Annotated in this window: 10 protein-coding genes and 1 pseudogene; 5 read left to right on the top strand and 6 right to left on the bottom strand. The window is 65.6% G+C overall.

Annotated features, from left to right (window positions below):
- Positions 1 to 486, top strand: a pseudogene (locus tag AC6H42_RS03040) (TIGR02285 family protein); the annotation flags it as partial.
- A 47-nt stretch (positions 487 to 533) separates the two neighbouring features.
- On the opposite strand, the gene AC6H42_RS03035 reads toward AC6H42_RS03040, so the two are convergent.
- From AC6H42_RS03035 to AC6H42_RS03025, 3 genes are read right to left on the bottom strand one after another with little or no spacing between them, the layout of a single operon-like run.
- The gene (locus AC6H42_RS03035; protein WP_057152755.1) at positions 534 to 2,012 is read right to left on the bottom strand and encodes an NAD(P)(+) transhydrogenase (Re/Si-specific) subunit beta; all 1,479 of its coding nucleotides are present in this window, start codon (positions 2,010 to 2,012) and stop codon (positions 534 to 536) included.
- Entirely contained in the window at positions 2,009 to 2,341 is a 333-nt protein-coding gene (locus AC6H42_RS03030) for an NAD(P) transhydrogenase subunit alpha part 2 (protein ID WP_057152754.1), read from the bottom strand. Before AC6H42_RS03030 ends, AC6H42_RS03035 begins: the two co-directional genes overlap by 4 nt.
- Positions 2,342 to 2,351: 10 nt before the next feature.
- Positions 2,352 to 3,464 (bottom strand): Re/Si-specific NAD(P)(+) transhydrogenase subunit alpha, encoded by a 1,113-nt coding sequence (locus AC6H42_RS03025; RefSeq protein WP_057152753.1) that lies wholly within the window; start codon positions 3,462 to 3,464, stop codon positions 2,352 to 2,354.
- Between the two features lie 298 nt (positions 3,465 to 3,762).
- Here AC6H42_RS03025 and AC6H42_RS03020 point away from each other — a divergent pair, with 298 nt between their 5' ends.
- Together AC6H42_RS03020 and mnmA are read left to right on the top strand one after the other, a co-directional pair.
- Entirely contained in the window at positions 3,763 to 4,245 is a 483-nt protein-coding gene (locus tag AC6H42_RS03020) for an NUDIX hydrolase (RefSeq protein WP_057152752.1), read from the top strand.
- Positions 4,246 to 4,288: 43 nt separating this feature from the next.
- Entirely contained in the window at positions 4,289 to 5,395 is a 1,107-nt protein-coding gene (gene mnmA / locus AC6H42_RS03015; RefSeq protein WP_497547381.1) for a tRNA 2-thiouridine(34) synthase MnmA, read from the top strand.
- A 27-nt stretch (positions 5,396 to 5,422) separates the two neighbouring features.
- On the opposite strand, the gene AC6H42_RS03010 is transcribed toward mnmA, so the two are convergent.
- The 3 genes from AC6H42_RS03010 to AC6H42_RS03000 form a co-directional block, all read right to left on the bottom strand.
- Complete coding sequence (locus AC6H42_RS03010; RefSeq protein WP_057152750.1) at positions 5,423 to 5,842, bottom strand: ANTAR domain-containing response regulator; 420 nt, start codon at positions 5,840 to 5,842, stop codon at positions 5,423 to 5,425.
- A gap of 24 nt (positions 5,843 to 5,866) precedes the next feature.
- Positions 5,867 to 6,643 carry a 5'-3' exonuclease gene (locus AC6H42_RS03005; RefSeq protein ID WP_057152749.1) on the bottom strand — a complete coding sequence of 259 codons (777 nt, stop codon included), beginning with the start codon at positions 6,641 to 6,643 and terminating at the stop codon, positions 5,867 to 5,869.
- 69 nt (positions 6,644 to 6,712) lie between these two features.
- Entirely contained in the window at positions 6,713 to 7,384 is a 672-nt protein-coding gene (locus tag AC6H42_RS03000; protein ID WP_497547380.1) for a glutathione S-transferase, read from the bottom strand.
- 181 nt (positions 7,385 to 7,565) lie between these two features.
- Between AC6H42_RS03000 and AC6H42_RS02995 the strand changes: the two genes are divergently transcribed.
- Both AC6H42_RS02995 and AC6H42_RS02990 read left to right on the top strand, forming a co-directional pair.
- On the top strand, positions 7,566 to 9,938 hold the full coding sequence (locus AC6H42_RS02995) for a catecholate siderophore receptor Fiu (protein ID WP_057152747.1): 2,373 nt from the start codon (positions 7,566 to 7,568) through the stop codon (positions 9,936 to 9,938).
- 127 nt (positions 9,939 to 10,065) lie between these two features.
- Complete coding sequence (locus AC6H42_RS02990; RefSeq protein ID WP_057152746.1) at positions 10,066 to 11,670, top strand: FMN-binding glutamate synthase family protein; 1,605 nt, start codon at positions 10,066 to 10,068, stop codon at positions 11,668 to 11,670.
- The last annotated feature ends 48 nt before the right edge of the window (positions 11,671 to 11,718 follow it).

Here is an 11,718-nt window from a genome sequence, read left to right as displayed (position 1 = left end):
ACCGCCCTGCTGGCGCAGGGCGCGCTGCGCGGCCTGGTGGTGGACAAGCGCAGCTATGGCGAGTTCGCCGACCAGGCCATCGCGCAGCGGCCCGCGCCATCCGGGCTGCACACCACGGCGGCCGGCAACTACGGCAAGAACATCTTCAAGATGATCGCCGCCGGCCGCACCGACTACACGCTGGACTATGACTTCGCTTTCGCCTACGAGCGCGCGCGCGCGCCGGAGCTGGCCACGCTGGCCACGGTGCCGGTGGCCGGCAGCGGCGCCCCCGTCACCGCCGGTTTCGCCTGCCCTCGCACGCCGTGGGGCCGCGCCGCCATCATCCGCATCGACCGCCTGCTCGGCACGCGCGAAGGCGCGGCCGCACTGGTGCGCGCGCAATCGAGCTGGCAGACCGAATCGTCGCGCCAGCGCTACGCCGCCGACACCGCCGAATTCGCCCGCCGGCGCGCCAGGCCCAGCCCCGCGTCCGATTTCGACTAAAAAAAAAGCCCGCCGGAAGGCGGGCTTTGGTCTGGCGCGCAGCCGCCTTATTCGACCGCTTTGACCATGTCTTCAATTACTTTCTTGGCGTCGCCGAACACCATCATGGTGTTGGCCTGGTAGAACAGGTCGTTATCCAGGCCCGCATAGCCGGAGGCCATGGAGCGCTTGTTGACGATGATGCTCTTCGCTTTGTAAGCCTCCAGGATCGGCATGCCCGCGATCGGCGATTTCGGATCTTTCGCGGCGGGGTTCACCACGTCGTTCGCGCCCAGCACCAGCACCACGTCGGTCTGGCCGAATTCGCCATTGATGTCTTCCATCTCGAACACCTGGTCGTACGGCACTTCGGCTTCCGCCAGCAGCACGTTCATGTGGCCGGGCATGCGGCCCGCCACCGGATGGATCGCATACTTCACGGTCACCCCCTTGTGGGTCAGCTTCTCGACCAGCTCTTTGAGCGAGTGCTGCGCGCGCGCCACCGCCAGGCCGTAGCCTGGCACGATGATGACGGTTTCCGCATTCGACATGATGAAGGCCGCGTCGTCCGCCGAACCCGATTTGACCGGGCGCGCAGGCTGCGAACCGCCGCCCGAGGTGGCCGCCGCTGCGTCGCCGCCGAAGCCGCCCAGGATCACGTTGAAGAAGGAGCGGTTCATGGCCTTGCACATGATGTAGGACAGGATCGCACCCGAGGAACCCACCAGCGAACCGGCGATGATCAGCATGGAGTTGTTCAGCGAGAAGCCGATGCCGGCCGCCGCCCAGCCGGAGTAGGAGTTCAGCATCGACACCACCACCGGCATGTCCGCGCCGCCGATCGGGATGATGATCAGCACGCCCAGCACGAAGGCGATGGCGGTCATGATGATGAACGGGGTCCATGCCGGTTCCACGCCGCCGGCGAACACGAAGGCCAGGCCGAGGCCGACCATCACCACCGCCAGCGCCAGGTTCAGCATGTGCTGGCCGGCGAACACCACCGGCGCGCCCTGGAACAGGCGGAACTTGTACTTGCCCGCCAGCTTGCCGAAAGCGATCACCGATCCCGAGAAGGTGATGGCGCCGACAAAGGTGCCGATGAACAGTTCCAGCCGGTTACCCAGCGGCAGTGCCTCGCCCACCTTGGCGATGTTGAAGGCGTGCGGCTCGGACACGGCTGCCACCGCGATGCACACTGCGGCCAGGCCGATCAGCGAGTGCATGGCGGCCACCAGTTCCGGCATCTTGGTCATCTCGACGGTCTTGGCCAGATAGGCGCCGATGCTGCCGCCCACCACCACGCCCAGCGCCACCAGGCCGAGGCCCAGGCCATTGCCCGAGCCGATGCCCGCGCTGGCCGCGTCGGCGCGCAGTTTGAGGATCAGCGCCAGCGTGGTGACGGCCGCGATGGCCATGCCGGTCATGCCGAAGGCATTGCCGCGGCGCGCGTTGGCCGGCGACGACAAGCCCTTGAGCGCCTGGATGAAACACACCGAGGCGATCAGGTACATCATCGTGACGAGGTTCATGCTGATGAAGCTCATGCTTTGCCTCCCTCGATCGCGGCAGCCACAGGCTTGGCCTTGGGTTCCTTCTTCTTGAACATTTCCAGCATGCGCTGGGTGACCAGGAAACCGCCGAACACGTTGACGGCGGCCAGCGCCACCGCCACGGTGCCGGCAACCTGGCCGGTCAGGCCTTCGGTCAGACCGGCCGCCAGCATGGCGCCGACGATGATGATGGCCGATACCGCATTGGTCACCGCCATCAGCGGTGTATGCAGCGCGGGCGTAACGCCCCAGACCACGTGGTAGCCGACGTAGATCGCCAGCACGAAGATAATGAGATTGATGATGGTGTGGCTAACTTCCATTTTGTTCTCCTTATTTGCGCAGGACCAGATTGTCGGCGCACACCAGGGTGGCCTTCAGGATCTCGTCTTCGCGGTCGATCACCAGTTTGTCTTCCTTGTCGATGATCAGTTTGAGGAAGTCCAGCACGTTGCGCGCGTACAGGGCGGAGGCGTCCGCCGCCACGTGGCAGGCCAGGTCCGGCTCGCCGACGATGTGCACGCCGTGCTTGATGACGGTCTTGTTCAGTTCCGACAGCGGGCAGTTGCCGCCCTGGCTGACGGCCAGGTCGACGATGACGGAGCCCGGCTTCATGGCCTTCACGGTTTCCTCGGAAATGAGCACCGGCGCGGCGCGGCCCGGGATCAGCGCGGTGGTGATCACGATGTCGGCCAGCTTGGCGCGCTCGTGCACCAGTGCCGCCTGGCGCTTCATCCAGTCGGCCGGCATGGAACGGGCATAGCCGCCCGAACCTTGCGCAATCTCTTTCTCTTCGTCGGTGAGGAAGGGCACGTCGATGAACTTGGCGCCCAGCGATTCCACCTGCTCCTTCACCGGCGGGCGCACGTCCGACGCTTCAATCACCGCGCCGAGGCGCTTGGCGGTCGCGATCGCCTGCAGGCCGGCCACGCCGACGCCCATGATCAGCACGCGGGCCGCCTTCACCGTGCCGGCGGCGGTCATCAGCATGGGCATGAAGCGCTGGTAGGTGTTGGCGCCCACCAGCACCGCCTTGTAGCCGGCGATGTTGGCCTGCGAGGACAGCACGTCCATCGACTGCGCGCGCGTGATGCGCGGCACCGCTTCCAGCGCGAAGGCTTGCAGCCCGGCAGCGGCCATGGCGGTGATGTTTTCCGCATCGAAAGGGTTGAGCATGCCGATCAACACCGTGCCCGGCTTCATCAGCACGCGCTCCTCGGCGCTCGGGGCGCGTACTTTCAGCACCACCTCGGCGCCATACGCGTCCGCCGCCGTGCCGATGGTGGCGCCAGCCGCCGCATACGCCTCATCGGTCACCGAGGCCGTGATGCCGGCCCCCGCCTGGACGATGATTTGGTGCTTGGCAGCGAGCTTCTTTACTGTCTCTGGCGTGGCCGCGACCCGGGTTTCCCCAGGCCTCGTTTCCGCCGGTATGCCTATCCTCATGTTGCCTCCAGAAGTTGCTAATAATATTGCGAAATATATTGCCAAATAATGTTGCAAATCTTGCTCTTCCAGAGAACATAGCACGGTTTTCTAGAAAGATAACCTTTTTGGCCGAGCAACAACCATAGCCTGTCGCGCATAAGACACCCCCGGTTTCATACCGTGGAAACCATATTCCACCACGTGCAAAACAAGTCCCAAAAACCGGTTTTAATCGAAGTTTCCCTCTATTTAGGCGACATCGGAACGCAACACCCCGGAACAAGCTAAAATGGCGGCTCTTTCAAGGAAGAGACACATGCCGCGTACCTGGAGACCCTCTGTAACCGTTGCCGCTGTCATCGAACGCGATGGCAAATTCCTATTGATCGAGGAGGAAACCAGCGACGGAATACGCCTGAACCAGCCGGCCGGCCACCTGGATCCGCTCGAGTCGCTGGAGCAGGCCGTGGTGCGCGAAGTGCTGGAAGAAACCGCCTACGATTTCACGCCCACCGGCCTGGTGGGCATGTATATGTCGCGCTACCGTTCGGCACGCACCGGCGAGGCGGTGCAGTATCTGCGCTTCGCCTTTTGCGGCGTGGCAGGCGCCCTGCACGAAGGGCGCCCGCTGGACGAAGGCATCCTGCGCACCATGTGGCTCACGCGCGATGAAATCGCGGCCTGCGCCGAGCGCCACCGCAGTCCTTTGCTGCTCACCTGCGTCGACGAGTACCTGGCGGGCAAACGGGCGCCCCTGGACCTGTTGCACACACATGTCTCCGTGTTTGACGAGGTTTAAGCAAATTTGAAGCAAGTTAAAAGAAGTTTGACGGAAATCAAGAATGAGTAAGAAAAAAGTCGTTATCGGCATGTCGGGCGGGGTCGATTCCTCGGTCGCGGCGTGGATGCTCAAGGAACAGGGTTACGAGGTGATCGGCCTGTTCATGAAGAACTGGGAAGATGACGACGACTCCGAATACTGCTCCACGCGCCAGGACTGGATCGACGCGGCCAGCGTGGCCGACGTGGTGGGCGTGGACATCGAGGCGGTCAACTTCGCCGCCGAGTACAAGGACCGGGTGTTCGCCGAGTTCCTGCGCGAATACCAGGCCGGCCGCACGCCGAACCCGGACGTGCTGTGCAACGCCGAAATCAAGTTCAAGGCCTTCCTCGACCACGCCATGCACCTGGGCGCGGACCTGATCGCCACCGGCCACTACGCGCGCGTGCGCCAGAATGCCGGGCACGGCCGCTTCGAGCTGCTCAAGGCCTTCGACCACACCAAGGACCAGAGCTACTTCCTGCACCGCCTGAACCAGGCGCAGCTGTCGAAGACGCTGTTCCCGCTGGGTGAAATCCCGAAAACCGAAGTGCGCAAGATCGCCGAGCAGCTGCAGCTGCCGAACGCGGCCAAGAAGGATTCGACCGGCATCTGCTTCATCGGCGAGCGCCCGTTCCGCGAATTCCTGGGCCGCTACCTGCAGCACAAGCCGGGCCCGATGAAGACGCCGGACGGCAAGGTGGTGGGCGAGCATGTGGGCCTGTCGTTCTACACGCTGGGCCAGCGCAAGGGCATCGGCATCGGCGGCGTGAAGACTTACCAGAACCCCGACGGTTCCAGCGACGCCTGGTACGTGGCGCGCAAGGACATTGAAAACAATACGCTGTGGGTGGTGCAAGGCCACGACCATCCGTGGCTGCTGTCGTCCGCGCTGACGGCGGACCAGGCCAGCTGGATCGCCGGCGAAGCGCCTGAAGCCGGCCGCATCTCGGCCAAGACGCGCTACCGCCAGGCCGACGTGCCGTGCGACGTGCAGGCCGACGGGGCGCTCAACTTCTCGCTGGGCTTCCCGGACGCCCAGTGGGCGGTGACGCCGGGGCAGTCGGCCGTGCTGTATGACGGCGATGTGTGCCTGGGCGGCGGGATTATCGCTGGCTCGACGTTCTGAGCTCGGCGGGCCACGCTGCGCTCCCCCCTACCCGCCCGGCGCTTCGCCGCCGTTCTGCTCCGCCAGCGCTTTCTGCTGGCGCTTGACCATCGCGATCACGGTGTTGCGGATGGTGTTGAGCACCGTGCCGGCGTTGAAGGGCTTGACGATGAAGCCGTTCACGCCCATGGCGTGCGCCTTCTGCACCGTGGCCGCGTCGAACTCGCTCGACACCATGAAGATCAGCGACTTCGGCCAGCCCTTGCGCAGCTCGGCCACGGAGGCCTCGTCGGCGTCGAACACGTCGCGCGCAATGCACACCAGCTGCGGCTGGTGCTTCACCATCAGGGCGATGGCGCTGGCGCCGGTGTGGCCCTGGCCCACCACGTCGTAGCCGCCGTCGAGCAGCACCGTGTTCAGCAAGCCGCGCGCCACCGCGCTGGTGTCGACTATCACCGCTTTTAACATCTCTCACCCCACTTGTTTTATCTTTTACGCGGATTCCCAGGCCAGCATGTTCCAGCTCACGCCGACCCGCACGTCGGTCTTCAACTGCACCAGCTGACGAGAAAGATACAGCATCTCGCGCTCTTTTCGTAACGTTTCGCCCAGCGTGTCCTTGAGGATGCCGGCGCCGGCCATGATGGCGTCCAGATTGCCGTAAGTGCGCAACAGCCTGGCCGCTGTCTTCAGGCCCACCTTGGACACGCCGGGAATGCTGTCGGTGGCGTCGCCCATCAGCGCCAGCAGATCCGGCAGCTGCTCGGGCGGCACGCCCCACTTCTTCTCGCACCAGGCATAGTCGTGCCATTCGCTCTTGAAATGGTCCCACACCAGCGCGCCCTGGGCAACCAGGCAATGCAGGTCCTTGTCGGTGGTGGCCACCACCGCCGCGCCCCTGTCCTCGGCCAGCCAGCGCAGCACCACGGTGCCGATCACGTCGTCCGCCTCCACCTCCGGCAGGCTGACCACGCGCAGGCCGAAGCCGGCCAGGCGCTGGTAGAACTCCGGCAGCGCCTCGCGCAGCACGCCGGGCATGGGCGCGCGGCCCTCGCGGTAGCCGGCGTAGAGCTGGTGGCGCCAGGTGGCGCCGCCGTAGTCGAAAGCCGGCAGCACGTGGGTCGGCTGGTGGTCGGTGATCAGGTTGCGGAACGAGGACAGCGCGTGGCGCAGCGCGATGTCGGCCTTCAGGTCCGAATCGGGTTCGGGGCTGGCTTCATACACGCGGCGCACAATGTTCAAGCCGTCGATGGCGAGGAGTCTACCCATGGAGAATCTGCTTCTGGTTCAGTGGCGCCATTCTAGCACTGGCCACCGCCGCCCCCCCAGCGCACCGGCTCAGCGCAGCAGCTCGTAGGGGCCGCCTTTTTCCAGCGCGCGCTGGTAGGCGGGGCGGGCGTGGATGCGCTCCAGGAAGGCCATCAGCTTGGGGCGGCTGCGCGCCAGGCCGCCGCGCGCGGCGGCCGCTTCGAGCGGGAAGCTCATCTGCACGTCGGCCGCGCTGAACTCGGCGCCGGCGAACCACTCGGTCTTGCCCAGTTCGCCTTCCAGGTAATCCAGGTGCTGCTCGATCTGCGGCAGGATGTAGCTGCCCTTGACCTTGGCCGCGATGGCCTTGGCGATGGGTTTGACGAAGAACGGCGCCGGACTGCTCTCGACCCGGTCGAACACCAGCTTCATCAGCAGCGGCGCCATGGCCGAGCCTTCCGCATAGTGCAGGAAATAGGTCCAGCGCCGCTTGTCGGCGCTGCCGGCGGGCGGCACCAGCCTGCCGTTGCCGTACTTTTCCACCAGGTATTCGATGATGGCGCCCGATTCGGCCACCGTGGCGTCGCCGTCGGTGATCACGGGCGACTTGCCCAGCGGGTGGATGGCGCGCAGCGACGGCGGCGCCAGCATGGTCTTGGCGTCGCGCTGGTAGCGCACGATGTCGTATTCCAGCCCCAGTTCCTCGAGCAGCCACAGCACGCGTTGCGAGCGCGAATTGTTCAGGTGATGGACCACGATCATGACGGCTTTCCTCATAGTGCGCGGGGCGCGCCCGCAATCCGCCAGCTTAGCATTCCCGCCATGTTTCGGCTGGAACTATCACTCTAGCTGAATGGGAATGATAACAATTCTCGTTTACATAGTGGCTTGCAATTGCTATCATCTCGTTGATCTTTACAAACTTTTACCGAGAAAACACAACATGGCAATCAAAAGCCGCAAGCACGCAACCCCAGCCTTCACTCCGATGAACACGCTCCTGGCCGCCATGCTGCTGCCGATGGCTGCCACTGGCGCCCACGCAGCCGAAGCCGCCGCCGCCGGCAGCAGTGCCGCCGCCCCGGCCGGCGCGGTGCAGGAAGTGCGCGTCGAAGGCGCCAAAGAGAACGAATTCAAGGCCGACCGCGCCGCGTCCGGCAAATACACGGAACTGCTGGTCAACACGCCGCAGACCATCACCGTCATCAAGCGCGAGCTGATCGAACAGCAAGGCGCCGTGACCCTGACCGAAGCGCTGGCCAACACCCCGGGCGTGGGCGCCTTCTTCCTGGGAGAAAACGGCAACACCAACACCGGCGACGCCATCTTCATGCGCGGCTTCGACGCCTCCAGCAGCATCTACGTAGACGGCGTGCGCGACATGGGCTCGATCTCGCGCGACACCTTCAACGTGGAACAGATCGACATCCTGAAGGGCCCGGCCGGCACCGACAGCGGCCGCGGCTCGCCGACCGGCTCGGTCAACCTGACCTCCAAGCAGGCCCAGATGCAGGACGCCTACTCCGGCCGCGTGACCGTGGGCAGCGCCAAGCAAAAGCGCGCCACCGCCGACGTGAACCAGGTGCTGAGCGCTGAAAAAGGCATCGCTTTCCGCTTCAACGCGCTGGCGCAGGACAGCGGCAAGCCGGGCCGCGACGTGATCAAGAACAAGCGCTGGGCCATCGCGCCGACCGTTTCCTTCGGCCTGGGCAGCCCGACCCGCCTGACCCTGAGCTACCTGCACGTGGACCAGGACAACATCCCCGATGGCGGCGTGCCGACCATCGGCCTGCCCGGCTACAGCAGCCCGGACTCGAACAATAAAGACGCCGCCAAGCGCCGCCTGTACCTGAACAGCGCCGCCATGGTGGACCCGGAAGGCTTCTACGGCTCGACCAGCGACTACGACAAGGTGAAAGCGGACATGGCCACCGTGCGCGTGGACCACGACTTCTCGCCGTCCCTGAAGCTGCAGAACACCGCGCGCTTCGGCAAGACCAAGCAGGACTACCTGCTGACCGCCTTCATGGTGACCGGCCTGAACGCCACCACCGGCGCGGTGGGCAACCTGATCACCGAGACCCCGGCCGGCGTGGTGCTGCCGACCTCGCAATGGATGTTGAAGCGCAACACCCGCACCATCAAGGACCAGCGCAACGAGATCCTGACCAACCAGACCAACCTGACCGCCGAATTCGACGCGGCCGGCATGAAGCACACCGCCGTGGCCGGCGTGGAGTTCACCAACGAGAAGCAGGTCAGCTACAGCTACCTGGCCGCCAGCCTGGGCACCCTGGCCGACACCCCGCTGTACGCGCCCGACCCGTCGGCCGCGCTCACCGGCCTGAACCCGACCCGCAGCGGCGCGTTCACCGACGGCAGCACCAACACCCAGAGCCTGTACCTGTTCGACACCGCCAAGCTGGGCGAGCAGTGGATGTTCAGCGGCGGCATCCGCGCCGACCACTACCGCACCACCTACAACGCGGTGGCCCTGTCGACCGCCACCGGTACCGCGATCCCGGTGGGCACCCCGGTGCCGACCAACCTGACCGCGTCGGACACGCTGGTCAACGGCAAGCTGTCGGCGCTGTACAAGCCGACCCCGGACAGCAGCGTGTACGCCACCGTGGCCACCTCCAAGCAGCCGCCGGGCGGCAACAATTTCGCCCTGTCCGCCAGCGCCAACAGCGCGGCCAATCCGAAGTTCGACCCGCAGGAAACCGTGACCCAGGAAATCGGCGGCAAGTGGGACCTGCTGAAGCAGAAGCTGGCCCTGACCGGCGCCATCTACCGCACCACCGTGAAGAACGAAGTGGAGCAGGACGCGACCGACCTGACCAAGTACTACCAGACCGGCAAGAAGCGCGTCGAAGGCATTGAAATCGGCGTCACCGGCGAGATCGCGCGCGGCTGGCTGGTCAGCGCGGGCTACGCCCACATGAAGACCGAAGTCCTGTCCGGCAAGACCATCAGCGCCAGCGGCGAGAACCAGCTGACCTACACGCCCAAGGATTCGTTCACCGCATGGACCTCGTACACCCTGCCGATGGGCCTGAAGATCGGCGGCGGCCTGCGCTATTCGGGCGACATGCTGCGCGGCACCGACGGCGCCGTCGGCACCCCGGCCTTCGTGGAAGGCTACTGGGTTGCCAACGCCATGGCTGCGTACGCCATCAACAAGAACGTGGACCTGCAGCTGAACATCAACAACATCACCGACGAGACCTATGTCGCGGCGATCAACAAATCCGGCTACCGCTACACCCCGAGCACCCCGCGCTCGGCCAGCCTGACCGCCAACTTCCGCTTCTAAGCATCCCGCCCCGGCCGCCCCTTCGCGGGCAGGCCATGCGTGCAGCGCCACCGGGTTCACCGAACCCCGGTGGCGCTTTTTTTGTTTCCGCCCTACAATCGGCCCACCGTACCGACCAGGAGCGTCCATGACCATGCTGCGTTATTCCGCATTCGCCGGCGCTGCCGCCGCCCTGCCGCTGTCACTGGCCATGGGCGCGCCGCTGTGGGTGCCGGCGGCGGCGGCCGTGCTGACCGCCGTCGGCATCGCCGACGTGCTGCAGACCAAGCGCGCGCTGCGGCGCAACTACCCCATCCTGGCGCACTTCCGCTTCATGTTCGAGGCGATCCGGCCCGAGATCCGCCAATACCTGCTGGAGGACGACCAGTCGGCCGCGCCGTTCTCGCGCAACCAGCGCAGCATCGTCTACCAGCGCGCCAAGCTCGACACCGACAAGCGCCCCTTCGGCACCCAGCTTGACGTCTACCAGGCCGGCTACGAATGGATCAACCACTCGATCCAGCCGGTGCCGGTGAACGGCCACGACTTCCGCATCGAAATCGGCAACCATCCGGACTGCCCGCGCGCCCAGCCCTACAAGGCCAGCGTGTTCAACGTGTCGGCCATGAGCTTCGGCTCGCTGTCGGCCAACGCCATCCTGGCGCTCAACGGCGGCGCGCGCATCGGCGGCTTCATGCACGACACCGGCGAAGGCAGCATCAGCCCCTACCACCGCGAAAACGGCGGCGACCTGGTATGGGAAATCGGCTCGGGCTACTTCGGCTGCCGCAACGCGGACGGCAGCTTCTCGGAACAGAACTTCGCCGCCAACGCCTGCACCGCGCAGGTGAAGATGATAGAACTGAAGCTGTCGCAGGGCGCCAAGCCCGGCCACGGCGGCGTGCTGCCCGGGCCCAAGGTGAGCGCGGAGATCGCCGCCACGCGCGGCGTCATGGCGGGCGTGGACTGCATCTCGCCGGCCAACCACTCGGCCTTCTCCACGCCGCTGGAAATGCTGGCCTTCATCGACCGGCTGCGCAAGCTGTCCGGCGGCAAGCCGACCGGTTTCAAGCTGGCCATCGGCCACCCGTGGGAATTTTTCGGCATCGTCAAGGCCATGCTGGCGTGCGGCATCACGCCCGACTTCATCGTGGTCGACGGCAGCGAAGGCGGCACCGGCGCGGCGCCGCTGGAGTTCACCGACCACGTCGGCACGCCGCTGCAGGAGGCGCTGCTGCTGGTGCACAACACGCTGGTAGGGGCCGGGCTGCGCGAGCGCATCAAGATCGGCGCCTCGGGCAAGATCATCACCGCCTTCGACATCGCGCGCACCTTGGCGCTGGGCGCCGACTGGTGCAACTCCGCGCGCGGCTTCATGTTCGCGCTGGGCTGCATCCAGAGCCAGAGCTGCCACACCGACCACTGCCCGACCGGCGTGGCCACGCAAGACAAGCTGCGCCAGCGCGCGCTGGTGGTGCCGGACAAGACCCAGCGCGTGGCGCACTTCCACCAGAACACGCTGAAAGCGCTGGCCGAGCTGATCGCCGCCGCCGGCCTGACCCATCCGTCGCAACTGAAGCCGCACCACATCGTGCGGCGCATCTCGCCCAACCAGGTCAAGCTCGCGTCCGCGCTGCTGCCCTACCTCGAGCCCGGCCAGCTGCTCGATCCCACCCTGCTCTCCAAGCTGCCGCCGGTGTTCGGCCTGTACTGGCCCGTGGCCCAGGCCGAGTCCTTCCATCCACTGCCGTAAAGCAAAATGGGGTCAGGGTTAATTTTCCCGCACGGGAAAATTAACCCT

This window comes from Massilia sp. NBRC 108631 (genome assembly GCF_059704565.1).
The sequence above is the reverse complement of the archived record's forward strand: the minus strand, read 5'-3'. Positions and strand labels throughout refer to the sequence as shown.

What these genes read in the sequence shown, in the direction of transcription:
- AC6H42_RS03020 (WP_057152752.1), top strand. Translation starts at nt 3,763, where the DNA reads ATGCCGCGTACCTGGAGACCCTCTGTAACCGTTGCCGCTGTCATCGAA.
- AC6H42_RS02995 (WP_057152747.1), top strand. Translation starts at nt 7,566, where the DNA reads ATGGCAATCAAAAGCCGCAAGCACGCAACCCCAGCCTTCACTCCGATG.
- AC6H42_RS03005 (WP_057152749.1), bottom strand. Translation starts at nt 6,643, where the DNA reads ATGGGTAGACTCCTCGCCATCGACGGCTTGAACATTGTGCGCCGCGTG.
- AC6H42_RS03030 (WP_057152754.1), bottom strand. Translation starts at nt 2,341, where the DNA reads ATGGAAGTTAGCCACACCATCATCAATCTCATTATCTTCGTGCTGGCG.
- AC6H42_RS03035 (WP_057152755.1), bottom strand. Translation starts at nt 2,012, where the DNA reads ATGAGCTTCATCAGCATGAACCTCGTCACGATGATGTACCTGATCGCC.
- AC6H42_RS03010 (WP_057152750.1), bottom strand. Translation starts at nt 5,842, where the DNA reads ATGTTAAAAGCGGTGATAGTCGACACCAGCGCGGTGGCGCGCGGCTTG.
- AC6H42_RS02990 (WP_057152746.1), top strand. Translation starts at nt 10,066, where the DNA reads ATGACCATGCTGCGTTATTCCGCATTCGCCGGCGCTGCCGCCGCCCTG.
- mnmA (WP_497547381.1), top strand. Translation starts at nt 4,289, where the DNA reads ATGAGTAAGAAAAAAGTCGTTATCGGCATGTCGGGCGGGGTCGATTCC.
- AC6H42_RS03000 (WP_497547380.1), bottom strand. Translation starts at nt 7,384, where the DNA reads ATGATCGTGGTCCATCACCTGAACAATTCGCGCTCGCAACGCGTGCTG.
- AC6H42_RS03025 (WP_057152753.1), bottom strand. Translation starts at nt 3,464, where the DNA reads ATGAGGATAGGCATACCGGCGGAAACGAGGCCTGGGGAAACCCGGGTC.